22 protein-coding genes, 1 pseudogene and 1 CRISPR repeat array are annotated in these 23,974 nt (G+C 39.4%); of the genes and pseudogenes, 12 read left to right on the top strand and 11 right to left on the bottom strand.

Annotated elements, in window-relative coordinates; translation table 11 throughout:
* Positions 1-34 precede the first annotated feature (34 nt).
* Positions 35-422: a CRISPR direct-repeat array (repeat unit 28 nt; unit sequence TTTCTAAATCATCTAAGCGATGACGAAC).
* Positions 423-519: 97 nt separating this feature from the next.
* The 6 genes from cas1f to B3X18_RS10020 form a co-directional block, all read right to left on the bottom strand.
* Entirely contained in the window at positions 520-1,473 is a 954-nt protein-coding gene (gene cas1f / locus B3X18_RS10045; protein ID WP_005026499.1) for a type I-F CRISPR-associated endonuclease Cas1f, read from the bottom strand.
* 11 nt (positions 1,474-1,484) lie between these two features.
* Positions 1,485-2,093, bottom strand: coding sequence for a type I-F CRISPR-associated endoribonuclease Cas6/Csy4 (locus B3X18_RS10040; protein WP_026055488.1), 609 nt, complete (start codon positions 2,091-2,093; stop codon positions 1,485-1,487).
* A gap of 2 nt (positions 2,094-2,095) precedes the next feature.
* Positions 2,096-3,157 carry a type I-F CRISPR-associated protein Csy3 gene (gene csy3 / locus B3X18_RS10035; protein ID WP_034675970.1) on the bottom strand — a complete coding sequence of 354 codons (1,062 nt, stop codon included), beginning with the start codon at positions 3,155-3,157 and terminating at the stop codon, positions 2,096-2,098.
* Positions 3,158-3,186: 29 nt separating this feature from the next.
* Positions 3,187-4,071 (bottom strand): type I-F CRISPR-associated protein Csy2, encoded by an 885-nt coding sequence (gene csy2 / locus B3X18_RS10030; protein WP_034675973.1) that lies wholly within the window; start codon positions 4,069-4,071, stop codon positions 3,187-3,189.
* Positions 4,068-5,234 (bottom strand): hypothetical protein, encoded by a 1,167-nt coding sequence (locus B3X18_RS10025; protein WP_034675976.1) that lies wholly within the window; start codon positions 5,232-5,234, stop codon positions 4,068-4,070. Before B3X18_RS10025 ends, csy2 begins: the two co-directional genes overlap by 4 nt.
* Before the next feature lie 110 nt (positions 5,235-5,344).
* Positions 5,345-5,662: a phage antirepressor KilAC domain-containing protein gene (locus B3X18_RS10020; RefSeq protein ID WP_005026486.1), complete on the bottom strand. Its 318-nt coding sequence runs from the start codon at positions 5,660-5,662 to the stop codon at positions 5,345-5,347.
* A gap of 462 nt (positions 5,663-6,124) precedes the next feature.
* Here B3X18_RS10020 and cas3f point away from each other — a divergent pair, with 462 nt between their 5' ends.
* The gene (gene cas3f, locus B3X18_RS10015; RefSeq protein WP_005026483.1) at positions 6,125-9,361 is read left to right on the top strand and encodes a type I-F CRISPR-associated helicase Cas3f; all 3,237 of its coding nucleotides are present in this window, start codon (positions 6,125-6,127) and stop codon (positions 9,359-9,361) included.
* A 64-nt stretch (positions 9,362-9,425) separates the two neighbouring features.
* Here cas3f and B3X18_RS10010 read toward each other — a convergent pair whose 3' ends face one another.
* A complete protein-coding gene (locus B3X18_RS10010) occupies positions 9,426-10,316 on the bottom strand; it encodes a LysR family transcriptional regulator (protein WP_005026482.1) in 891 nt (296 codons plus the stop codon).
* 96 nt (positions 10,317-10,412) lie between these two features.
* Between B3X18_RS10010 and B3X18_RS10005 the strand changes: the two genes are divergently transcribed.
* The 10 genes from B3X18_RS10005 (at position 10,413) to madM (ending at position 18,631) form a co-directional block, all read left to right on the top strand.
* On the top strand, positions 10,413-10,844 hold the full coding sequence (locus B3X18_RS10005) for a PACE efflux transporter (RefSeq protein WP_034675981.1): 432 nt from the start codon (positions 10,413-10,415) through the stop codon (positions 10,842-10,844).
* A gap of 460 nt (positions 10,845-11,304) precedes the next feature.
* Positions 11,305-12,984 carry a malonate decarboxylase subunit alpha gene (gene mdcA, locus B3X18_RS10000; protein WP_005026479.1) on the top strand — a complete coding sequence of 560 codons (1,680 nt, stop codon included), beginning with the start codon at positions 11,305-11,307 and terminating at the stop codon, positions 12,982-12,984.
* Between the two features lie 2 nt (positions 12,985-12,986).
* Positions 12,987-13,883 (top strand): triphosphoribosyl-dephospho-CoA synthase, encoded by an 897-nt coding sequence (locus B3X18_RS09995; RefSeq protein ID WP_081402606.1) that lies wholly within the window; start codon positions 12,987-12,989, stop codon positions 13,881-13,883.
* Positions 13,871-14,173 (top strand): malonate decarboxylase subunit delta, encoded by a 303-nt coding sequence (locus tag B3X18_RS09990; RefSeq protein ID WP_005026475.1) that lies wholly within the window; start codon positions 13,871-13,873, stop codon positions 14,171-14,173. Before B3X18_RS09995 ends, B3X18_RS09990 begins: the two co-directional genes overlap by 13 nt.
* Complete coding sequence (locus B3X18_RS09985; RefSeq protein WP_286935502.1) at positions 14,163-15,014, top strand: biotin-independent malonate decarboxylase subunit beta; 852 nt, start codon at positions 14,163-14,165, stop codon at positions 15,012-15,014. The genes B3X18_RS09990 and B3X18_RS09985 overlap by 11 nt, the downstream gene beginning before the upstream one ends.
* Positions 15,011-15,838, top strand: coding sequence for a biotin-independent malonate decarboxylase subunit gamma (gene mdcE, locus B3X18_RS09980; RefSeq protein WP_005019781.1), 828 nt, complete (start codon positions 15,011-15,013; stop codon positions 15,836-15,838). Before B3X18_RS09985 ends, mdcE begins: the two co-directional genes overlap by 4 nt.
* Positions 15,835-16,449 carry a malonate decarboxylase holo-ACP synthase gene (locus B3X18_RS09975; RefSeq protein WP_005019783.1) on the top strand — a complete coding sequence of 205 codons (615 nt, stop codon included), beginning with the start codon at positions 15,835-15,837 and terminating at the stop codon, positions 16,447-16,449. The genes mdcE and B3X18_RS09975 overlap by 4 nt, the downstream gene beginning before the upstream one ends.
* A 1-nt stretch (position 16,450) precedes the next feature.
* Positions 16,451-17,377 carry a malonate decarboxylase subunit epsilon gene (gene mdcH, locus B3X18_RS09970; RefSeq protein ID WP_286935498.1) on the top strand — a complete coding sequence of 309 codons (927 nt, stop codon included), beginning with the start codon at positions 16,451-16,453 and terminating at the stop codon, positions 17,375-17,377.
* 54 nt (positions 17,378-17,431) lie between these two features.
* Positions 17,432-17,833: a malonate transporter subunit MadL gene (gene madL / locus B3X18_RS09965; RefSeq protein WP_005026459.1), complete on the top strand. Its 402-nt coding sequence runs from the start codon at positions 17,432-17,434 to the stop codon at positions 17,831-17,833.
* Between the two features lie 36 nt (positions 17,834-17,869).
* Positions 17,870-18,631 carry a malonate transporter subunit MadM gene (gene madM / locus B3X18_RS09960; protein ID WP_005026453.1) on the top strand — a complete coding sequence of 254 codons (762 nt, stop codon included), beginning with the start codon at positions 17,870-17,872 and terminating at the stop codon, positions 18,629-18,631.
* Positions 18,632-18,683: 52 nt separating this feature from the next.
* Here the strand turns inward: madM and B3X18_RS09955 are convergent, their stop codons facing one another.
* The gene (locus tag B3X18_RS09955) at positions 18,684-19,604 is read right to left on the bottom strand and encodes a LysR family transcriptional regulator (RefSeq protein WP_005406275.1); all 921 of its coding nucleotides are present in this window, start codon (positions 19,602-19,604) and stop codon (positions 18,684-18,686) included.
* A gap of 216 nt (positions 19,605-19,820) precedes the next feature.
* The gene (locus tag B3X18_RS09950) at positions 19,821-20,609 is read right to left on the bottom strand and encodes a DUF4198 domain-containing protein (protein WP_034670652.1); all 789 of its coding nucleotides are present in this window, start codon (positions 20,607-20,609) and stop codon (positions 19,821-19,823) included.
* Positions 20,610-20,974: 365 nt separating this feature from the next.
* On the opposite strand from B3X18_RS09950, the gene B3X18_RS09945 reads away from it, so the two are divergent.
* Positions 20,975-21,961, top strand: a complete 987-nt coding sequence (locus B3X18_RS09945; protein WP_017400631.1) for an AraC family transcriptional regulator — start codon at positions 20,975-20,977, stop codon at positions 21,959-21,961.
* Positions 21,962-22,032: 71 nt separating this feature from the next.
* On the opposite strand, the gene B3X18_RS09940 is transcribed toward B3X18_RS09945, so the two are convergent.
* Complete coding sequence (locus tag B3X18_RS09940; protein ID WP_005026442.1) at positions 22,033-23,376, bottom strand: MFS transporter; 1,344 nt, start codon at positions 23,374-23,376, stop codon at positions 22,033-22,035.
* A gap of 471 nt (positions 23,377-23,847) precedes the next feature.
* Positions 23,848-23,974: pseudogene (locus B3X18_RS09935) on the bottom strand (catechol 1,2-dioxygenase); the annotation flags it as partial.

Raw genomic sequence — 23,974 nt, 5'->3', positions numbered from 1 at the left:
ACTCGTAGTGGAACGCGGTGAACATAGCGAGAGATTTCTAAATCATCTAAGCGATGACGAACTCTTGGTTCAGCGTCACGAAGTTTAGTGGCAATTTCTAAATCATCTAGGCGATGACGAACTCTTGTTTCACCGTCCCGAAGTTGAGTCGCAATTTCTAAATCATCTAAGCGATGACGAACAGCGCTACTTATATGTGAGCAATATCAATTTATTTCTAAATCATCTAAGCGATGACGAACCTTTGCTCATGGGGGTTCCTTAGGCGAATGCTTTTCTAAATCATCTAAGCGATGACGAACATGCGGAATTCAACATGCTTTACACCATCATTTTTCTAAATCATCTAAGCGATGACGAACTGTCGGTGAGTTTTCATATTCCCAGGCATTTTTTTCTAAATCATCTAAGCGATGACGAACTAGAGTTAAGTTAAAACAAAACTCTTGAAATCAATTATATAAGTTTTTAATGAGTGAAAATACTTCGTTATAAAGTATAAAACTTAATTATATGATTTTATTTAATTTTACTACATATGTCAGTAATGAAGCCAAACATGTAATCTAAAATATCTTTGTCTTGGCATGTTTCAATAAGCTGCATTCGGAATTCTTTTTGATTTAATCCTTTTGCTGCACATGTAAAAGCAATTGGCATCACAAAAGCATCTTTCACTAGATCAGCTAGGTCAAAGACTAGACCCCCACGACGTGTTTTACCGTGCAAAATAGGGAGAGCAAAGCTAATTCCCATTCCATTTAAAGCAACTGCCGCATAGCCGTAGGCAATATAGTTTCCATGATCGAGATAACTGTTGGCTATATCAGCAATAGTATCATGAGAATTTTTTCCTTCATCGCGAATGAACTCAACACCAAAGCCTTTAGCAAGTTGCTTGTATAACGTTTTGGCCCAACGACCTTCGGCTGCAAGTAATTCTTGTTGATTTTCTGAACGATCAATATCTTGTTTAAATGTGTTTAAAGCATTCTCATCAATATAAATACCAGATTGAATCAAATCAAAATTTTTTTTCCATGATTGTGATACGAGGGCAATACGTTCGAGTAATAATATTTTTGCCATGAGTAATCGTGCATCATCTTCTAGCCATGCTTTCATCCAGATTTGCATATATTCAGTGGGACGATATTCACTTTGAGGCGCTAAAAATGTTAAGTCTAAGGATGAAAATAAAGGGGAGCCGCCAGAACCGCAAAACCCAACCATGACATTAGATTCTGCTAAACGTCTGGCAGCCGCATCTGTTAATGAACTACCTTTACCAAGTAGTAAAAAGGCTGTGTTTTTCTCTGGAATATTATAAAAATATTCCACAGGCTGTGAGTTCTCCGTCAAGTAAACAATTCGATCATCTTTTAAAACGACACGAACTCTCTCTAAATAAAAAACGCAGGCACGCTTTGAAAGCATAAGTGGGCGGCTGCGTTCCTGACGGAGTTGACTCATATTATATTTCCTTAAAAAACGGGTAGGGCAAAAGGACTTTCCTTACGAGCAAGCCCATAGCTATCTGGTAGTCCGTATCCCGCATTTTCGCTGTCCTGCACATCAATAATTACTGTAAAACCATGACCTGTACTGCTGACCACCTGAAAGAAGGGCATTCCTTTGGCAGTTTTTAAGCGTCTATCTCTTAAAGGTTCATTTTGATGAGAAAGCTTTGTACGTTCAGTTTTCTGAGTTGGAATACGAAACTTACGATAACTTTTCCAACCAGAAATTTTGGCAGTAGGAACAGCAATTGCGGCACCTAAAACGGTATAGTCGCGAATTTTCCAGTGTCCTTTAATTGCCTCGATTAACTCATCTAAATCATCCTGCTTTTCTGCAAAAATTCGCAAAATATCAAAGTTAGGTTTAGCTGAACGACCATGTTTTTTTTCAAACTGTTCCTGCTTCGCTTTCAATTTATCGGATATCTCCAACGCAAGCGCGTAATGCGCAGGTAGTTTTCGAAATGCACCATGAATCACGGTGTAAATTTGATTACGAATATGACCAAGTTTTAAATCCGTATCATCTGATGATTCAAGAACACGGATATCCAGATAGTAATTGGCATCCATCATTATTCACCCTCGGAGTACACGCCACCACGAATTAAACATGCAATCAGGAACATGCCTTTGTCGCTGTTTACATCCAGTTCATCAATTTCTTTTAAAATATCGAATGCAGAAACTTTATCTTTACCCACGCGATAGAAAATCTGTCCTTCTAAATTTGCCCCATTAGGTTCTACTGCAATTGGCTTTTCATCGTTTTCTTTAAACAGTGGATACCAGGTATCAATTGTTCTTAGTGCATTTCCGATTTTTTGGTCACGTAATGCAGCTTGACCTAGATATTGGTTGTCATTGGCTTTGTGGTCTGGTTTTTTCGGTGTTAATTGATATAAAGATCGGGAGAAACCTTTTGGTTTCTCTTCTAGGTAATTTTGAGAAGGGAAAACTTCTACACCGCCCATTCCGAAGTCAACAATCGCTTCAATATGCAAGGCAGCACTTGTGGATTCACCTGTAATTCCTTTTAACAAAATATCTGCTAGTTTTTGTTCTTGTTCAGACGGTTGATCAAAACTCTTAAGGTTGTAAGAAAGTGCATCAAAACTCAATGTTTCAGGGTGGTCCTGAGCAGTCACTTGAATGGTAATGCTTTCAGCGACAATACGATTACGCCATAACCAACGGCCATTCACGATATTACGTACATAACGACGCACAACTTCTTTAAGTCCATCGCTTTCTTTGGCGCGATTTACAAAACTTAAGAAAGCTTGGCGGAAATTATATTCTTCGCTTTTGTCAGCACCAGCTTTAGAAGCACTTGCAAACAGTACATAGCTCAAGTCAATAAAACGAAAGTACCATTTCACCAAAAGTTTGGCTTTAGGTTGTAATTTTGCAGATTCGGTCAACTGAATATTGGTGACTTCGCGAGCCAGAGAATTACCTGTTGCTGCTCCTTTTTCTTTATTACCTGCGACATTTTGAGTGCCTCGAATACCGTGATACATCATGTGTAAAGGTTCTTGTTTACCATCTTCAAATAAATTAAAAAAAGCCCCATCACTTACCACTGTGCCGCGTTGTAAAGAAAGGCTGCCCGGTAATTTTTTAAACATTGTCATGTGAAAAATTCCTTATATTCAAAAATGAGTTATGCATTAATGCAATTTTGTTTTAAAAGAAAAATGTCGTCTTGCGGCCAGTGGTAGGTCCACAATAATTTTTGCAAGTTATGCCAATTGTCATCCTCGGCCTCAGTATTTCTCCTTAGAATCTCGCCTAAAGAAAAATACTGAACAATGCCGGTAAGCGGTTCTGCATAGGCATGTGCTGTAGTTTCCTGATCTTGTGCTTGGCGAATACCAGCTCGTTGGTCTGTGAGTGGCTCAAGTAGGGCGTACCCCAAATTAGTTGCCGATATCCAACTTAAATTTTGGTCATTAAAGAAAGCTCTAAGTGCATCTGCTTTTAACGCCAACAGTTGGGTAAATGCCTGAACTCGATTAATTTGTTTACGTTGCTGATATTCAATAAGCAAATCTTGTCGATCTAAAATGGCAAATCCAGTTTTGATTTTCTTTAAGGCATTTTCTAATTCATTTTCAGCATGGGTGGTAATGTCTAAGAACTCAATAATTTGTCCACCAGCAAAACGGCTACGTTTAAGTATGTTTGTTAGTTTTTCTGGACTAATCCGGGAGCTAGAAAATTTGATAACAAGGCTAAACTCTAAATGACAAGATGCGGTTGGTTGTAAAGACAACGCGTATTTATTTTTAGAAGAATAGTCCTTTTTACCAATAAACACGGCACCACGACGTTGAGCAGGCGTAAAGCGGCCATAGGCTTGCCCACCTAAACGCTGTTGGTCATGATGAATATAAATAATACCTTCTTCTTGAATGCCTAATTGTCTTGCTAAATGATGTGCAAACATATTGGCTGCAAACAAAGGCACACCACCTAATAACAGGCCATTGGTTTGTATATTTGCATTTTGTACTCGCATACGAGGAATCACGACATAACGACTCATCGAACAATCTCCCGTAAGCGGCAGGCGATATAACCTTCAGCATTGCTATCTAGGCTAATTGATACAGTTTCATTATTTATTTCTATATCAAAGGTTTCATTGGTGATTTTTCTAGCAAGATAATCGGAGAATTTAATTCTCCAGTGATCATCTCTTAGCTCTGGGTCAATCAAACCTTGCAAAACAAATGGAAGGCTCGGATGAACCCAGAATGAAGGACGCTCAATTTCTTCCCTACTTGGTAAAATTGATTCAGCTTCTTCTAAAATATTTTTTTGAAAAGTCGCCTGTCTTAAGACATCTTTAGCAAGGATGTTCAGGAAAATAACTTCCTGATCTCGAATATCTCGATTGGTCGAAGGAGCGAAAATCTCGAGGTCATGCCAATTTTGAATGGTATTCGTCGCGGTGATAACAAGTTGGCGATTTAAAATTTCTGACCATTCTTTAATCGCTTCTTTTGCTCGTTTAGTTCCGTTAAGCAGTTTTATTTTACGAGATAGTCGTATCGTAAATCCGTTATAGAAAATCGCTAAGGCTTGGCGTACTTTTTCACTTGCTTGAGGAGCATCAACTGTAATAGGGCGTTGCATTGAACGCACTAGGCTTCCCACATTTTGTGGATTGGCTCCTCCTATGCCAAAAACAGCAGTTTGAATGCGGTTAAATTCACTGTCTTTTTCTTTGCGTAATTCATTTACAGCATCAACTTCTTGGTTCACAAGATAATTTACACCAGCAGCAGTAAGTGGACTTACTGAAACATATTCACCATTTTTGGGAATTAAAAGCTGGCGCATACGTATATCAATGTTTTCTGTACCGGCTTGATACGGCTCATTAAAAATAGATGAAATGGATGGCTTGAGCTGTTCCACTTGTTGTTGAAACTCAGCTTCTTCTGAATGGATGTCATTATTAATCATGGCTGCTTTTACGACTTTAAAAATAGAAGCCGTTTTACCTGCATTTGCCTGATAATCAGTGGGAATCAGGAAGTCTTCATTTAATAAAGTTCGAGCACTGAGATAGGGTAAATCAAGTGCTTGTTGATTACTTAAACGAATCCCGCCTTTTTCAATATTGGAGTTAATCGTTTTTAAACTAAAGTGCACAGATTCTTCTAAGGCATTTATAAAAATATCAGTTTGTGGTTCAGGCATTATCTTCCCCGTTTTTGTTATCTAGCCAATTTTTAACACATTATTTTAAAAATTAAATAAATACTGAATATTATTGCGACATTAAATGTCGCAATAATATCTTCGTAGATTTAAGAGCAAAATCTATTCTTAAAGTATGTTAGACCTTTTAAAGTGACTCTAACTTGTAAATGTGGAACTACTATGCCTGTAGAGTGTTTTATGTTTATTACTCGATGGCATAAGATTTCTCTATCTACAATATTTTGATATGACTCCCATGCAGTTTGCTTACTTCGTTTAAAAATAAATTTATTCCTGTATAAAAGTTCAATAAATACTTTAGGAGATAACTTTAGAAGTTTTGCTGACATACTCAGTGAAAAATCAGGTGATGATTTTTCTTGATTTGACAATGGATTTATATGTTCTGTGATAAGATTACTCATGAGTGAGCTCCTTTTGATACGAGTTAACTTGAAGAGCAGCACAAAAGAGTTGAGATGCTTTGTGCTGCTCAGTTCTAACTCATTATGACTAGTTAAATTTTTATATTAATAATGTAACAATAATCTAGTCTCGGGCGTTATTTTTTATTTGAATTTATGTTATTGTTATTCATTGGAGTTTTAGATGTAACAAAAAGTAATCCATCTAAAGCGATGGTCAACGAGATAATTCTTAAACAAGAATCTAGTCTCTTTCTCAACTACTTATACAGTAGCAGACAAAAAAGATTATACAGAAATAGCGGTAACTGCTTGCAACTATTTGTTAAGTACAGATAAGCTAAAATATAAGTTCAAAACGACATAAACTGTCGTTCTAAGATCGTATCTTGTTATCAGAACTTTCTCTTTTTTAAAACAAGAGATTATATTTTCATTACATTTAAATTTTAACAATAAACTATGCACGTCATTCTCATCTCAGCTTGTGAAAAAAGAGCGTTAAAGAAAACTCGAGCGATTTTGGATAGCTATGCGATTCGTACAGGACATTCATCTTGGCAAGCACCCATGACCATGGATGGCTTAAAAGAAATTCGTAGTGCACTCAAAAAAGTGGCAACCCGACAAACTGCGGTAGCTGCGTACATTAATTTTGGTGTGCGAAGAATGAAGCTTGCATGGGTTGTGGGCGCAAAACATAAATTTGCACACGACGGTGCCTATCCGGTTGCATCGACCAAGAAACAGCAAAAATTACTGATGCTGGATGAATGGGTCAAAGTAAGTAGCTTATTGGCGGGTGCAGCAGGGGACATGCATGATATTGGTAAAGCTTCACAACATTTTCAGAAAAAATTAAGTCCAGAAATGGCGGGGCAAAAAATTAAAGATGACATTCGACATGAATGGCTGTCTTTAAAACTGTTACAACAACTCAGAAAAAATGGATGGGACTGGCAGCTTGCCTGGAAGAATTTAGATAAAGGTTTAGATAAATTTACTTTAGGTGATCGACAAGAAATTGAACAGGGAGTCCAAAACGAATTAGAAGCAGTCGATTATTTGGTTGTTACGCATCATGGGTTATTAGGCGTGGAAGAAGCTTTAAAAAATGATCCACTCGCATTACCTCACTATGAAAATCATGTTCGAACATTAGTTCCAAGCCGTGAACAAATGAGCTGTGCCGGTGAATTGCCAGACTCTATTTTTAAAAGCCATCAAAAACGTATGCAACGTTTAACTGCATTAATACCAAAACAAAAAACAGACCAGCTTTTATACTGGAAAGCCTTAGCACTACATTCACGAGCAGCTTTGATTCATGCAGATCATATTGTCTCGGCACAACAATATTCTTTGCAAAAGCCTGAAAATGTATCGTTATTTGCAAATACAAAGCTTAAAACTATAGACCAAGACAAGCAAGCCAAATTACAAGATCAACCACTAGAATGGCATTTACACCAAGTCGGAGATCGCGCTTCACGAATCGCAGTTCAAATGATGACTGATTTGAGTTTATCTGGTCTATCTGAACAAACCGTTGAATATATTTGCCAGCCAACGACTCACCCGCGGTTCCAATGGCAAAATATCGCAGCAAATGCCTTGCAAAGAAATATACAGAAGCATCCTGAAACACCGGCACTAGTATTTAATATTGCAGGGACAGGAAGCGGTAAAACCCGTATGAATTTGCGCGCTGCTTGTACTTTACGACCAGATGACCCAAGATTAGCGATTGCGCTTAATTTGCGTTCTCTAACTTTGCAGACTGGGCATGCACTTAAAACATCGATGAATCTATCGGAAGATGAAATTGCTGTGATTATCGGGAATACGGTTACCCAGACTTTATTCGATCAAAGTAAAGAGAAAATTGAGTTCTTGGATGAAGATGAAAATCATCCGGAACCTATGTTTGATGCCTGGGGGGAAGACTGCGATTTACCAGACTGGTTACATCCATTATTTACGGTTGAAAAAAATGGACGTAAAGTTTTAGATCAAAAGGAAACGACTATTCTTGCTTCACCATTACTGGTGTCAACGATTGATTATCTGACTGCAGCGGGTGAACCACATAGACAAGGACATCACGTTAAAGCATTACTTAGGATAATGAGTAGTGACCTGATTTTAGATGAAGTGGATGGCTATGAACCTCAAGCCCTCATTGCCGTGTTGCGTTTAGTTCAGCTCGCTGCTTTGTATGGTCGAAACGTGATTTGTTCTTCAGCAACTTTATCACTGACCGTTGCCAAAACAATTCATCGAGCCTTTGAGTCAGGCATACAGATGCGGGCGGCTCTGTATGGAAATAAGAAAAAATCAATCATTGCGATTATTGATAATGAGCTTAAACCAAAAATATGGTTAGAGCAGTCAAATCAAAAATCAGAATTTAATGGAAATTATCAAAAACATTTGGATGATTTGCAAATTCACTTGTGCTCTAAGCCAACTCATCGACTGGCTCAGTTGCTTTCATTACCTGAAACTACAGTTTTATCGTGGAAACAGTCAGTATTAGAAGCAGTAAAGCAACTTCATCAAGCGCATGCATGGAATTTTAAAAAGACAGAAAAGAAAATTTCTTTGGGGCTGATACGGGTTGCCAATATTAAACATGCAATTCGACTTGCCCAATTTTTATCAGATCATTTACCTGAGGCAAATATTGCTTGTTATCATGCAAATGATTGGCTTATTTCAAGATTTTATAAAGAGCAACGTTTAGATCAGCTTTTAACACGTCATAAAGATGGTAAGAAAAGAAAAACGGGTAATGAGCAGATCGAGCAAGATGATGAAATGATTGATCTCATTCAAAAATCTAATTCTTTAAATATTCCCTTTATTGTGGTTGCGACACCAGTAGAAGAAGTGGGACGAGATCATGATTTTGATTGGGCCATTATTGATGCCTCAAGTGTGCAATCCATTGTACAAACAGCAGGACGAGTCAATCGTCATCGATTGGAAAAAGTACAGCAACCCAATATTATGATTCCACAGTGGAATTATCGTTATTGTGAACAACGAGATATTGAAAAAAACAAGCAACAAACCAGACAGCGCAGACGCGTATTTGTTTATCCGGGTTATGAAGGATATGGTTCATCGGTAACATCAACTTATTCATCTCAAGATTTAAACGAGCTTTTGCCTTGGGATCTTCAATCTCAATTAGTGATTAATGCCCGATTGCGTTTTGATCAGTTAAATTGTTTATTTGCAGAATATGATGATCAACAAATTAAAAGTTTTTGCCAGAATTATTTTAATGATCAAGGAGATCAGTTATTTTCTCGGTCTGATGTAGATGCAAGTATCATGACAGAGAATATTTATAATTTAACGCCTTTACGTGAACGTAATTATCAAGAAACCTATATGTTTGAGTGGGCTGAGAGCTTAACTGTTAAAAAGCAAGTATATGGTTTTGATGCGAAAGCGACGAAGACCTTAAAATATCCGAAATATGGTTTGGTATGGGACCAAGTGAAATTCGAAGAAATTCCTGCTAAACCGCAAGCATGGTTAGCCCTCACTCCCCAACAAATGAAAGATTACTGTGACGAGTACCAGATTGCCCATGAGCAAGGCTGCCGTTTATCTTTAACACTTTACAATAGAGATGCAGTATCTATGTGGTCTTATGATTATGGCTTTGGCATCATGTCAAAGTAGATTAATTTTATATTTAAAAGATAAGGTTCAAGAAAAAATTTTCCTATTTAATCTAATCTAGTGATTATGTTGACCAGTCTTCGCGGATCAGCTCTATTAATTCACGAGAGGCTTTAGGAAGTACCTTATCTTTTAACCAGACCAAATAGACCGGCATAGGGAGCTGATTCTGTGTATTTTTAAAATTTAACTGGATTAGCCGGCCGGTATCAATCAGATCTTTTACCAGAGATAAAGGAAAGTTACCCCAGCCTAAGCCTATCTCCACCATATCAATTGCTGTCTGTAGATGGTTGGTTCGCCAGTAAGAAGCACCTATCACAGGCCTTAAATCTGTTATGTCTAGCTCGGTACTTGCAACTAATATCTGCCGTACATTAATCAGATCTTCAATAAAAATTGCATCTTTATTTGTATGTACCAATTCATGGTTTGCTGAAATTGTAGCTACCACTGTCTCTGTAGTAACAAGCTGCAAATATTCCTGCATCTTAATATTTTGACCGGAACTGGCCAGACAGATACTGATCTGTTCTGCATAAAGCATATGTAGAATATCATCCTGTGGCGCTGTAATAACTTCAATATGAAGCAGGGGATATTTTGAGGCAATTTTTTGTATAGCCAGCAAGAGCTTCCGGTTATTTACATCAGAAACGACACCTATTTTTAAAATATTCTCCAGGCCCAAAGACAGTTCACATGCATGCTTCGTCATTTGCTTAAGTTGCTCTGAAATCATTCTGGCCTGTGGTACTAATGCCAGCGCCGTAGCTGTAGGAATAACCTTGCGTGGAGTTCTTTCAAAAAGCATTAGTCCTAATTCTGCCTCTAGGTTGGCTATACCCATGCTTACTGCCGACGGAACCCTGCGTAAATTTCGTGCGGCCGCAGAAAAAGAGCCTGCATCAAGAACAGCAAGAAATAACTCAATATTTTCACTACTAAAATTCATTTGTTATCAGTTCAACTGAAAGCTATTAACTTTATCAATAATTCTAACTGAAATTAAAATAGGGAATCTTATTAATTTGTTCAGGTAATCTCATTCATGCAAGGAATGAAACGTCGAGTAGTTTATATCACTAGCTATGAAATCATCGGAATGGGAATTTCTTCGCTATGTTTCGCTTTATTGACTGGTAGCACATTAAGCCATACTGGACCTCTAGCAATTTTAGTGACCAGTATGGCGGCACTTTGGAATCTGGTATATAACCTGATGTTCGAAGCATGGGAAAGACGTCAAACGGTGCGTACCCGTACTGTGAAACGGCGTATAGCCCACGCAATAGGGTTTCAGCTCACCCTAATAATTTTTCTAATTCCTCTTATTGCCTGGTGGATGGAAATTACATTACTCAAAGCATTTATTTTAGATGCTTCTTTAATTGTTATTATTCCTTTTTATACTTTTACCTTTAACTGGATTTTTGACCAGTTATTTGGTGTGCCGCTTTCTGCTCAACCTATAGCTAAATAGATTTTATTAAAATATAGTATTGAGGATTTTTCTGATCTATAGAAAATATACAGAATAGAAGTATATTTTCTATATTTTAAATTAAATAATATGTAAATAAGTTTTTGATTTTAATGATATTATACTTTATGGGATAAAGTATCATTGATTTATCATGATATTATAAAAACATAGGAAGATTATATTTAAAACTAATTTAATATTTGAATTAATCCTATAAATAATGAAATATACTAAATTAAAAATTTATTTTATATAAAAAATAATTGAGAAACTGAAAAAGAATTATATGCCTAGTAATAGTACTTAACTACCTTCTCTTAATTAGACTTTTTAACATGCCACTCCAAAGCAGTTTTGAATCATTAACTTTAGGTTAATGATTCTGCTTTCAGGTTGATTGATCCTGCATACTAAAAAGAGTTTTATAGATCAGGAGATAAGTATTAAGGAAAGCCTCATGGAAGGTTCGGTTCAGAATAAAGAACGTATATGGACAAAACGTCGACATGCAAAACAACTCAAACTGGAAATGGCTGCAAAATATGCCGATGGCTGCATTATTCCGGCAGAAGATATTATAAAAGTATTAGAAATACTGATTACACCAGGCGATAAAGTAGTTCTGGAAGGAAATAACCAGAAACAGGCAGATTTTCTATCTCGCTCACTGATACAAGTCAATCCGGAAATTCTGCATGACCTGCATATGATTATGCCCAGCGTTGGGCGTCCGGAACATCTGGATCTGTTTGAAAAAGGTATTGCCCGCAAGTTGGACTTTTCTTTTGCAGGAACACAAAGTCTTAGAATCAGTCAATTAATTGAAGACGGGCTGCTCGAAGTTGGAGCCATTCATACTTATATTGAACTCTATTCACGGTTACTGGTTGATCTTATTCCCAACGTTGTACTTTCAGCAGGTTTTATGGCAGACCGGCAGGGTAATATCTATACCGGCCCAAGTACAGAAGATTCTCCAGCTTTAATAGAACCTGCTGCTTTTAGTGACGGCATTGTAATAGTCCAGGTAAATGAACTGGTTGATGATGTTACAGATTTACCGCGGGTTGATATTCCTGCTTCATGGGTAGATTTTGTCGTGGTAGCAGATAAACCATTTTATATCGAACCTTTATTTACACGTGATCCGAAACACATCAAGCCTGTGCATATATTGATGGCCATGATGGCGATCCGCGGTATTTATGAACGTCATCAAGTGCAATCTTTAAATCATGGGATCGGTTTTAACACAGCAGCGATTGAACTGATTTTACCTACTTATGGCGAATCCCTGGGTTTAAAAGGCAAGATTTGCCGCAACTGGACACTCAATCCGCACCCGACATTAATACCTGCCATTGAAACTGGTTGGGTGGAAAGTGTGCATTGCTTCGGGACCGAGCTAGGCATGGAAAAATATATTGCTGCCCGCCCTGATGTATTTTTTACCGGTCGAGATGGCTCATTACGTTCTAACCGTATGATGTGCCAGTTGGCTGGACAGTACGCAGTAGATCTGTTTATTGGAGCAACGCTTCAGGTAGATGGAAGCGGGAACTCTTCCACAGTTACTAAAGGCCGACTTGCCGGTTTTGGTGGAGCGCCCAATATGGGCCATGACCCTCGTGGACGCAGACATGCCACACCTGCCTGGCTGGACATGCGGACCACAGAACAAACTGATACAGATACTTATCTCGCTCGTGGCAAGAAACTGGTTGTACAGATGGTAGAAACCTTTCAGGAAGGCAGGAAACCTACTTTTGTAAATACGCTTGATGCGGTAGGTGTAGCTCAAAAAGCTGGTATGGCACTGGCACCTATCATGATTTATGGTGACGATGTAACCCATTTACTCACTGAGGAAGGAATTGCCTACCTATATAAAGCCCGCAGTATGCAAGAACGAGAAGAGATGATTGCAGCGGTTGCAGGTGTAACTGATATAGGTCTTAATCATAACCCTAAAACAACTGAACGCCTGCGTCAGGAAGGTCTGGTGGTCTTTCCAGAAGACCTAGGGATACGCCGTACTGATGCAACACGCGAATTACTAGCTGCCAAAAATATTGCAGAGCTTGTGTCCTGGTCAGATGGCTTATATCAACCACCTGCAAAATTCAGGAGCTGGTAATAATGGCTGTTTTAACCGGAACTTCTTTGACTGTGGCCGAGCGGCTGGCTGAATTTGCCGTCCAGGCATTACTAGATGAAGTAAATCTGACTCCTAAGCCGGCACTGGTCGACCAGCGTGGCAGTGGTGCACATGATGACCTTAGCCTTGAGCTAATGGAGCATTCTGCACAAAGCCTGTTTCCCATGTTTAAGGCAATGGCTCAGGCCGCAGAAAAATATGGAACTGTCTGTCAGTCATTAAGAGAAGAAATTGGTCATATTGGGCGTCAAGGTGAGAAGCAAATGCTGCAGGTAACTCAAGGCATTAATACGCATCGTGGTGCAATCTGGTCACTTGGATTAATGGTCACTGCTACAGCGCTTACTCTTGAAAAGCAGAAAAGACTAACTGTACCTGACTTATGCAGGCTTGCCGGAAAAATTGCCTGTTTGGAAGACCGGTTCATTCCAGTACAGGCATTAACACATGGCCAGAAAATCCGGCAGCAATATGGCATAAATGGTGCCAAACAGCAGGCCCAGCAAGGTTTTCCAGTAATAGTTCAGTATGGTTGGCCGCAATTATGCCTGAGCCGTAGTAAAAGCATAAGTGAAAGTCATGCACGGCTTGATAGCTTGCTTGCCATGATGTCACAGCTTACAGATACCTGTGTCATTTATCGAGCTGGCCTTTCCGGGCTAGAACAGATGCAGGACGGTGCAAAATATGTTCTGGCCTCAGGAGGAAGTTCTACCTTAAAAGGACAGCAGGCTTTACAACAGCTAGAACATAATTTACTGGCCATTAGAGCGTCGGCCGGGGGAGCAGCAGATTTACTGGCAGCCTTACTGTTTCTGGATAGCATAAGCAGAATGGACCATAAAATATTAAAGGATGACCAAGTATGGAAATATTAAATTTTGAATTTAATGCAGGAAAAGTACCTCAAAAATCTATTGTAGTTGGCTGTGTAGGTTCAGGAGATCTGGAAATCCTGGTGGAACCCGGTTCAGAAAGAAAGCTTAAAGTCAGGGTAACAACTTCAGTAGATGGCAGCAGTCAGCGTTGGAATAACCTGTTTGAACGGGTATTTACCAGCCAGCTTCCGCCAGCAGTCAATATTGATATCCACGATTTTGGAGCGACACCGGGAGTTGTCCGTTTAAGGCTGGAACAGGCCTTTGAGGAGATAGAAAATGCCGGATAAAAATAAACTACTAGAACAGCAGAGCTTTATTGAATTAAATGCCCGTGAACGTGCTTGGTCATTTCTGGACCCGAACAGCGGGCGTGAACTGCTTGATCCATTTGCACGAATTATGTCGCCATGGCTGCCCAAGCAAAATATTGTACCGCAGGCCGATGATGGCGTTGTAATTATCAAAGGATTAATCCAGCAGCAACCTACTGTTGTCATCTCAATTGAGGGTGTATTTCAGGGAGGAAGTCTTGGGGAAGTCGGCGGTGCCAAAATTGCTGGCGCACTTGAAATGGCAATCGAAGATAACCGTCAGGGAATTCCGACCGCCGCTATTTTACTGCTAGAAACTGGTGGCGTACGTTTGCAGGAGGCTAACTTGGGTCTGGCTGCTATTGCAGAAATTCAGGCAGCAATTGTTGAGCTTAGACAATACCGGCCTGTGATTGGAATTATTGCAGGAAGTGTGGGTTGCTTCGGTGGAATGTCAATTGCAGCAGGATTATGCAGTTACCTGATCATAACACAGGAAGGTCGTCTTGGGTTAAACGGACCACAGGTAATTGAACAGGAAGCAGGTATACAGGAATATGACGCTAAAGACCGTCCTTTTATCTGGAGTATTACCGGAGGGGCTCAGCGCTTTGCCAGTGGCTTGGTCGATGCTTATGTACAAGATGACCGAGAACAAATGAAACAACAGGTGATTGACTATATGCAGCGGGGTATACCTCAACTGCATCGCAGTTCAGACTATTCTTTTTATCTGCCCAAACTCAGTCAAATAGATACATCAGAGCAATTATTGCCTGTTCAGGTGCAAGCGTTGTATCAGGGAGAACAGACATGAATATGGACATAAACGCAATCAAGTTTTCAGTTCGGGGTAAACACTGGTTTGAAATTTTAACCCAAGGCTTCCAGAAAATTGAAACTGGCATTCACTCTCTGCTGGTTGCCGATGGACAAATAGACGGGCAGATGTTGCGGGTATTTGCAGTTGTACCGGATATTCATAATCACTTTCCACGGGCACGTAAAGGAGAGGTAGGACTCCTTGAAGGATGGTCACTGGCAAAAGCTGTAGATCAACTTATTCAACTCGATAAAGGAAAAAAAGATAAGCGTGCAATTTTATGTATTGTCGATGTGCCGAGTCAGGCTTATGGGCGTCGTGAAGAATTGCTGGGGATACATCAGGCTTTGGCCGGTGCAGTAGACAGTTATGTACGTGCACGTCTGGCCGGACATCCGGTAGTCAGCCTACTGGTTGGAAAATCAATGTCGGGTGCTTTTCTGGCTCATGGCTATCAGGCAAACCGGATGTTAGCATTAAAGGATTCTGGCGTGATGGTACATGCCATGGGCAAGGAATCTGCTGCACGTGTAACATTACGTACAGTAGACGAGCTGGAGCAACTGGCTGCCAATATTCCACCAATGGCGTATGACATTGAAAGCTACAACACATTAGGATTACTGTCTGACATGCTGGAAGTCAGTGATGCAGACCAGCCTACCGGCCAGGACATGTTTAATGTCCAGCAGGCTCTGGTTCATGCATTTATCAATATTAGGCAACAGGGCACGACTGACCTTAAACACCGTTTGAATGCAGAAAATCGTAATGTCTCTAAACAGGTACGTGAATTATTACGTGAGCAATGGTCATGAATACTCAGCTGCAGCCACATGACTTGCTGTGGGGAATGACGCCGGCTATGTTACCGCAAGATGCGCCTGAGTGGGTAGCACATGAATTGTCACGGGAAGTGCCGGTGGTGATACGCCGTGCATCTACCCGTCCTGCTGTAATTGCAGTCGGTATTCGTGGAAAATGCCGTAGCCTACGCTATGCCACCGAGATGCCTGTTCAGGCGATTACCCAACATATCAAGCCTGAGGCGCTGGTGAAAACAGACCTTGCCGAGTTTCCCCATCTCCAGAAAAGCCTGGAACTGGTAGGGCAGGTTATGGAAAGTATTGGCTTACCTTGGGGTTATACCGGTAGTACAGGCTTTGAACTGGCAACCGGTCTGAGAACAGTGACAGAACAGAGTGATATAGACCTGTTAATACGTGCAGAGTGCTTAATGGAAAAAGAGCAGGCACGAACTATTTTACAGCAGCTCGATGTCCTTAAACTCAAAATAGATGTACAGCTTCAGACCCCTTCAGGGGGTATCGCATTAAAGGAATGGGCACAAGCAGCAGGAAGTATTTTACTAAAACGTCAAAATGCGGCTGTTTTAGTGCTCAATCCTTGGAAACTGGAAGGAGCTTAATATGAATTCGATCTGGGTATATCCGGGACAGGGCGCCCAAAAAATCAATATGTTACATGAGCTGCCAATCCATAAACTGGTGAAACAGTATCTTGAACAGGCGTCTGACGTTTTAAAACAGGATGTGCTGCTACTGGATCAACCTGAAAATCTCAGATCAAATTATGCAGTTCAGTTATGTTTATATCTGTCGGGCATAATTAGTTCTGCTCTTCTAACTGAACAGAATATTTATCCAGACTACGTGGCCGGTTTATCAATTGGAGCATGGGCAGCAGCGACCGTCGCCGGTGTAATCAGTTTCGAAGATGGTTTAAAACTTGTGGCCAGACGAGGCGAGCTAATGCAACAGGCCTATCCGCAAGGATATGGTATGACAGCAGTGATCGGCACAGATCGTATGAGGGTGGAACAATGGATATCACAGGTTCGTATAAAAACTCCAGATATATATATAGCCAATATCAATGCCAGCAATCAGATAGTCATTTCAGGTTCAGAGGAAGCAATGCAACAGGTTTCCAGCCTTGCACGTCTGGACGGCGCAATCGTAAAACGTCTGGCGGTTAGTGTCCCTTCACACTGTATATTGCTTGAACCGCAGGCCAGACAGCTACATATCGATATAAAAGGAGTAGCTTCCGCACAACCTAAAATTAAATATTTAAGTGGTACCTCTGCACGTTTACTGCGAACAGATGCCCAGATACTCGATGACCTTACTTTTAATATGAGCCGGATGATTGACTGGGAGAGTACGGTCCAGGCTGCTTGGGAAAGAGGAGTCAGATTACATATTGAAGCTTTACCCGGCACTGTACTGACCGGCTTGGCACGAAAAATATTTAAAGAGGGTTCAGTTTTATGTTTTCAGAATACTCAACTGGACAGTTTGATCACTGCAATGCAAAAAGAGCAGATAAGCTGAAGTAAAATCTAGTTAAAACAATATGATGTAGCTCAATGGATAGAGGAATTTAAAATGATTATATATGGAACAGCAATTCTGGCAATCTGCCATCTGTTAGGTGATTATCTTGGAAATACTTTAGGCCTGCTGTTGGGTGTAAAGGCTAATGTGGGCGGTGTTGCCATTTCCATGATCCTGTTAATTCTGGCCAAAGAAATCTTAATGAAAAAGGGATATTTGCCTCAAGTAACCCAGTTTGGAGTGCTGTACTGGTCAGGAATGTATATTCCTATCGTGGTCGCAATGTCGGCAGGCCAGAATGTAGTTGCTGCATTGTCTGGCGGAATGGTGGGTATCATTGTTGCGGTGACTTCCTTAATAGGCACAGTATTTGTGATTCGTTACCTAAACCGTATGAGTGGTGATTACGAAACTTATAACTGGTCTATCGAAGCCAAAGAAAAGACTGCCTAATAATAATCAGAATTAATGGACTAAAAAGGAAAAATTATGGATGCACTTATTGCAGTTTTAAGTAAAAATGCGCTAGTCACTGCGCTTGCAGTGACAGGGCTGATGATGTTTGTCTCCCATCTGCTTTCAAAATATCTGACTAAAGGTAAGCTGCAGAGCTCGGCTATCGCTATTACGTTAGGGCTGGTCGTCGCCTACTTTGCTGGTGTATATACGCAGGGTACGAAAGGAATTTCAGATATTGCAATTTTCTCAGGTTTTGCCTTGCTGGGTGGGGCCATGATTCGGGATCTTGCCATTGCTTCAACAGCATTTGAAGTTGATGTGAAAGAAGTGAAAAAGGCTGGGAAAATTGGTTTTGTTGCCCTATTACTGGGCTGTGTAGTGCCTTTTATAATTGGTGCTATGATTGCCTGGGTAATGGGATATAAAGACCCTGTTTCAATGACGACTATCGGAGCTGGCGCAATGACTTATATTGTAGGCCCGATTACCGGTACGGCCATTGGTGCCAGTTCTGAAGTTATTGCGTTGTCTATCGCAATTGGCCTGATCAAATCTGTCTTCTTTATGGTCGGTACTCCTTTACTTGCAAAATTTATGTACCTGAAAAGCCCGCGCTCAGCCATGGTTTTTGGCGGCCTTGCAGGTACTACCAGCGGTACTGCAGCAGGCCTTGCTGGAACAGATGTTCGTCTGGTGCCTTATGGTGCGCTGGTTGCAACTTTTTATACAGGACTGGGATGTCTGCTTGGACCTTCTGTATTTTTCCTGACAATAAATGCTCTTTTTGGCTAAAACTGTTAACATCCTCAAATGAGCAATAGCTGAAATCAACTCTGTTGCTCAATTATTCAAGCAGATACTGCTGGGCAAACATCCGGCATTCTGCAATCAAGGCCAAAAGATTCGGATCACGTTCTTTACTTTTAAGAAAGACCAGACCTATTTCCTGCTTAATCTGGTACTTCGCCTGTAAAGGAATAAGACGGACTGAGCTTTCATAAATAGATGAAATACGGCCGGGGAGCAGTGCAAGACCAACACCACTACTCACCATGCTGATTAAAGTAAAAATATCACTAACCTGTAAAAAAACTTTTGGGTCAATTCCTGCCTTCTCAAAGACTGTATCACTATCATGGCGGGTTGCGAAACCTTTTGAAAGTGTCAGGAATGTCTCATCTTTAAGTAAACTCAGATCAATTTCATGTTCTTCGGCGAGCAAAGAGTTTTTATTTACAGCCAAGTAAATACTGTCCTGAAACATAGGTAGCCGTTCAAAATCCAGATCATCTGTGGTGTCATTGAGAGCCACAATAATTGCATCCAGCTCGGTAGATTTTAATTTTTTTACCAGATCCAGATTGGAACTGAGCAGAAGCTGAATATCAAGTTCGCCGCGTCGTAATTTTAAACCGCTAATCACATTTGGTATGGTATTTACTGTAAGTGAATAGAGTGAACCCAAATGTAGTACTTTGGCTGCAAACCCTGCGGCTTCACGGGTTTTATTTACGGTGGTGATCATATCCTGAACAAGTTTTTGTGAATGCTCTTGCAGTACATAAGCACTTTTTAAGGGAATCAGGTTACGGCCTTCATTTTTAAATAACGGACAACGTAGCGCGCTTTCCAGAGAATGCAGTGCTTTGTGTACGCTAACCGTACTGATCTGCATTTCTGCTGCAGTTTTCGACAAATTTCCATAGCGCATGAACATTAGAAATATCTGTATTTTTTTTAGAGTGAGCTCTTCATCAATTTCCATATCTTCTGTTATTTCCAGTATTCAAGACATCCAGCTTTTTTATCATAATGATTTGTATGGAAAATGATATTGAATAAAAGCTTCATTTCAAAAATTTATATATAAACTGATGCACTATCTAATTAAAATTAATAAACACGCATAAAAGAATAATCTATTCAAGGCTAAACCGGGCAATTCTAACTGATCCAGTTTAGCCTTAAGCGGGTTTGCAAATTAGTTTACTGATAAAGAAATAATTTTATAGTACTGGTTAACCGGCTCCGCTTTAGGATTTTGAGTTTCTGTTATCTCAAGCAGGTATTGTCCTGCGGCTGGAAACGTCAGATTTGCTCTACCTTTTAAATCGGTCAGAACAGTTTTTGTATTTTGTTCACTTTGACCTTTTTCCTTTATTACTATTTCTGCTTTAGTTAAAAGCTTATTATTTTTTGAAACTGCTAAGCTTACAGGATGTCCTGCCTTAATATTATTCGGATGACTGGAAAACTTGACTTGGAGGGGAAAATCTATTTTTTCTTTAACTTCAGTCAGTTTGTTTTTCGAGAGATATGTTTCAATACTCCACTCACGAGTCACATTTTTTAATTGAGGTGTTTTCTTGAAATCACCAGGAATAACATAGTCCCGCTCAGCAATACTTTTTTCTTTTCCTTCTGTTGTATCATAAAAAATCTTCCATTCTTTGTTATAAAGCGCATATTGCAGCGGATAGGAGACTTTTGACGAGATATAGTATGTTCCGTCAAGTTTTAAAGCTAAGTCAAAAACAGTTGCCGATTTTAATTGAGTATTCGGGGTAACCGTCGTTTGACTTTGATCTGGTTGAGTAATATGAAAGACCACATCTTTTAAAGCATATTCACTGGCAAAAGGAACCTCCGCATAACCGGAAATCACAGGTATTTGAGTGTTTTTAGTGAAAAATGCTAGAGGCGCTACATAAGGTTCATGTGCGAATACAATGCTGGGTATCAGGGCGACTAAAAAAATATAGTTTTTCATTTTAAGCTTATCAAGGGTTTTTGAGCATAAAGTATATATGAAAATGATTCTTATTTCATAATTTATATGGTCTAACGTGTGAGCTGGTAAAACTATTAAAAATGATTATAAAAGTTATTAACTTTGAATCATTACTAAATTTCATCTAGATAAATATATATTTGATTTTAGCTATAATTTTTTTATTTAAGCTATGCTTTTATAATATTAATTTATACTTTAAAAGTATCATAATAGTTTTAATTAAATCTAAAAATTAGTTTTATTTTATGGGGCAGATAATGTAGAGTGAATTAATCAGCTTTATTAAAGCTGGTACAGGAATTGCTTAAAAAACAAGTATGTTTTTAGCTAGGTGAATGGATATGGAATCACTCAGCCAACAGATGGATTTGAATCATTATTCTCGTAAAGCTGATTTTGCGCAAAGCTTGATGTCCCAAATCTGTGGAGAGCACCGTTTAGATACAACATGTCGTGATACTCTTGATTTTCATTATGACGGTTTAAGATTGCCTCATAAACATATGGCCATTGGTACCATCAGCTATGGTGCCAACGTTGCAATTAATATTTCTAAGCTGAGAGCTTATAGCATCAGTTTACCGATTCATGGTAAACAGGCATTGAATGTACATGGGGCAAAATATCTTTCGCATGAGACAAAAGGATTAATTGTTTCAAATGCAGAGTTACAGGACCTGGTCATAGATAAAGACTGTAAAAAAATTCAGGTAGTAATTCCGGAACAGAGCCTGCAAATGGTACTCGCAGACCTTTTAAATAGAAAAGTTGAGCAGCCTGTTATTTTTAATCCTGAAATGTGTCTGGATTCGGGCCAGCTTATTGAAGCATGGTGGAAAAATATACAGAACTTTTTACAGCTTAAGTCTCAATATACAGGTTTTTATGGTTTACAGATGCTGTCTGAAGATTATGAGAATTTTGTGATCAAGGCGCTGCTTTTATCGCAGGAAAATAATTATTCTCATGCATTGAAGGAGCTGTCTCAGCAGCGGGAGCCTTCTTATATTAGCAAAGTTCGGAATTTTATTGTGGCACATGCCCATGAAGAAATTTGTGCTGATGATTTACAGCGTTTAGCTGGTGTATCAAAATCCAAATTATATGAAGAATTCCAGTATTACTACGGAACCAGCCCGATGTCTTATTTGCGTAAATACCGTTTACAGCAAATCTATAAAATTTTAAGTAGTTCAGATCATCACAGAAAACTTTCGATTTCTAAGCTTGCCTATGATTGGGGATTCAACCATTTAAGTCGTTTTTCTCAGGAATATCGAGAAGAGTTTGGTGAAAATCCGAGTGAGACAAGGTCCAGAATTTTATAAACTTCTGGCAGCTATAAAAAAGCTGATTTAGATAAAAATCTAAATCAGCTTTTATTTTTAAGTTTTATACTCTAGACAGAACCTTCCAGTTTTAATGCCTGTCTGGTTTTTGCTTTTTCCTGCATAACTTTTAAACTTAATGCGATAAAAGAAATAAAGGTTGGAATTGCCAAAATAAAGAAGATACCGCTCAGGCTCAGGTTAAATGTAAAGATCAGAGAACCGAAGAAAGCACCTAAAATTGCACCAATACGTCCAATTCCATGCATCCAGGAAACTCCTACGGCACGGCAGGCAGTAGGATAAAAGATTGCCGAGAGTGGAAGCAGAGAAGATTGTGCACCTGCCAGTAATGCACCAATCAGAAAGATGGTGATGCCAAGCAGTAAGATATTTGAACTGACCAGACCGGCAATAATCAGTAAGGCAAATGCACTTAAATATGAGTATTTAATAACAGTGGTTGGATTCAACTTGTCCATGTACCAGCCCATAAGTGTTGCACCAATGACGCCCCCGAACGGGAAGATGGCTGCAATCAGACTGAACTGTTGTGTGGTAAAACCGGCTGTTTTCAAGATGGTTGGCATCCAGCTGGTTAACAGGTAAAACACCAGCAAACTCATGAAACAGCAAAGCCATAACATGCTAGAGCCCCAAAGATATTTACCTAACACCAGTTTGACTGGACTTTCACTGCTCTGGTTTTCAGCTTGAGTGAGCACCAGTTTGACAGGTTCAGCGAAACATTGGCCCTGAATATTTTCCAGAATATTTTGTGCTTTTTGCTGCTGGTTACGTTTGATCAAGTACTGAGTGGACTCAGGAAGCTTGAATAGAAGAAATGCAACAAGAATAAGAGGAATAGCTCCCCCAATAATAATTACTTTAGCCCAGCCTAAGCTTTCGAGCAAATAAGCAGAAAGTACCCCACCACAGGAAATACCCAGCATAAAACCGCAACCAGCCAGACCGGTTAAAAAGGCTTTACGTTTAACGGGCATGTATTCAGATACAATCGTACTAATATTTGGCATGGCTGCTCCTAAACCCACACCAGTAATGAAACGATAAATCATTAGTTCCTGAGTAGTGCTGGCAAAGCCACATAACACGGTAAAAATCCCGAACAGTAAAGTGGTCAATACAATTACTCCTTTACGTCCAAATTTATCTGCCATTGGACCAGAAATAATGGCACCAATTGACATACCGACTAATGCTGCACTTAATACAGGCGCCAGCTGTGGTTTACTGATGCCCCAGTCATCCAGTAATGCGGGTGCGATAAAACCAATAATGCCAGTATCTAATCCATCGCAAAAGAAGACCAGAAAACCCAGAGTGAATACGACCCATTGCAAGGGTGAAAGTTTGTCACGGTTAATTACAGTATTTGCATCTATTGTCTTCATACTGATTCCTTTCAAAATATAAAATGATGACACTCAAATTGTTGAATCTGGTTCATGCGCTACAGATCAAAATTTCTATACAATGTATTAAAAAATAGAATTCGATTATTTTTATCAGCCTCATTATTGAGACTGCCCCAACACCTTGACCATTACAGATCAATAACGCTTAAATCTTGTTGCCAGTGATCTGTTCAATCTCCTGTAAACTGACTAAATGTTTTTAGCTCATCACAGGATATAGCTATAAACGCTCTTTCCAATTGAACTCTTTTTAACCATATTTCACTATCCAATAAATCCTGATATTCATCCGTTTTTTCCATATTGTTTTATCGGGTGATGTTTATGAGTTAAAAAAAAGTAAACATATAATTTAAGGTAAAAACCTGAATTAATTGAAAATTGGAATATAAGTATTTTTAAGAAGAAAAAAAATCTGAGCCAAAAATTTTGGCTCAGATGAAGATATTAAGCAGCTGCACGTCGTCGTTCAACTTCGCTAGAAGGAGCAGCTTCTGCTTCTTTCACGAGCTCAACATTAAAAGTGATGTACTTGAATGGCTTTTCCAGTTCGCGACGGGCTATTTCAGCTTCA

The sequence above is a fragment of the Acinetobacter sp. UBA6571 genome (genome assembly GCF_002434085.1).
Lineage (GTDB): Bacteria > Pseudomonadota > Gammaproteobacteria > Pseudomonadales > Moraxellaceae > Acinetobacter > Acinetobacter radioresistens.
Note: the sequence above shows the minus strand (reverse complement) of the source record. Positions and strands in the feature narration are given on the sequence as shown.

Coding starts and splice junctions, on each gene's coding strand:
- cas1f (WP_005026499.1), bottom strand. CDS start 1,473: ATGAGTCAACTCCGTCAGGAACGCAGCCGCCCACTTATGCTTTCAAAG.
- B3X18_RS10040 (WP_026055488.1), bottom strand. CDS start 2,093: ATGGATGCCAATTACTATCTGGATATCCGTGTTCTTGAATCATCAGAT.
- csy3 (WP_034675970.1), bottom strand. CDS start 3,157: ATGACAATGTTTAAAAAATTACCGGGCAGCCTTTCTTTACAACGCGGC.
- csy2 (WP_034675973.1), bottom strand. CDS start 4,071: ATGAGTCGTTATGTCGTGATTCCTCGTATGCGAGTACAAAATGCAAAT.
- B3X18_RS10025 (WP_034675976.1), bottom strand. CDS start 5,234: ATGCCTGAACCACAAACTGATATTTTTATAAATGCCTTAGAAGAATCT.
- B3X18_RS10020 (WP_005026486.1), bottom strand. CDS start 5,662: ATGAGTAATCTTATCACAGAACATATAAATCCATTGTCAAATCAAGAA.
- cas3f (WP_005026483.1), top strand. CDS start 6,125: ATGCACGTCATTCTCATCTCAGCTTGTGAAAAAAGAGCGTTAAAGAAA.
- B3X18_RS10010 (WP_005026482.1), bottom strand. CDS start 10,316: ATGAATTTTAGTAGTGAAAATATTGAGTTATTTCTTGCTGTTCTTGAT.
- B3X18_RS10005 (WP_034675981.1), top strand. CDS start 10,413: ATGCAAGGAATGAAACGTCGAGTAGTTTATATCACTAGCTATGAAATC.
- mdcA (WP_005026479.1), top strand. CDS start 11,305: ATGGAAGGTTCGGTTCAGAATAAAGAACGTATATGGACAAAACGTCGA.
- B3X18_RS09995 (WP_081402606.1), top strand. CDS start 12,987: ATGGCTGTTTTAACCGGAACTTCTTTGACTGTGGCCGAGCGGCTGGCT.
- B3X18_RS09990 (WP_005026475.1), top strand. CDS start 13,871: ATGGAAATATTAAATTTTGAATTTAATGCAGGAAAAGTACCTCAAAAA.
- B3X18_RS09985 (WP_286935502.1), top strand. CDS start 14,163: ATGCCGGATAAAAATAAACTACTAGAACAGCAGAGCTTTATTGAATTA.
- mdcE (WP_005019781.1), top strand. CDS start 15,011: ATGAATATGGACATAAACGCAATCAAGTTTTCAGTTCGGGGTAAACAC.
- B3X18_RS09975 (WP_005019783.1), top strand. CDS start 15,835: ATGAATACTCAGCTGCAGCCACATGACTTGCTGTGGGGAATGACGCCG.
- mdcH (WP_286935498.1), top strand. CDS start 16,451: ATGAATTCGATCTGGGTATATCCGGGACAGGGCGCCCAAAAAATCAAT.
- madL (WP_005026459.1), top strand. CDS start 17,432: ATGATTATATATGGAACAGCAATTCTGGCAATCTGCCATCTGTTAGGT.
- madM (WP_005026453.1), top strand. CDS start 17,870: ATGGATGCACTTATTGCAGTTTTAAGTAAAAATGCGCTAGTCACTGCG.
- B3X18_RS09955 (WP_005406275.1), bottom strand. CDS start 19,604: ATGGAAATTGATGAAGAGCTCACTCTAAAAAAAATACAGATATTTCTA.
- B3X18_RS09950 (WP_034670652.1), bottom strand. CDS start 20,609: ATGAAAAACTATATTTTTTTAGTCGCCCTGATACCCAGCATTGTATTC.
- B3X18_RS09945 (WP_017400631.1), top strand. CDS start 20,975: ATGGAATCACTCAGCCAACAGATGGATTTGAATCATTATTCTCGTAAA.
- B3X18_RS09940 (WP_005026442.1), bottom strand. CDS start 23,376: ATGAAGACAATAGATGCAAATACTGTAATTAACCGTGACAAACTTTCA.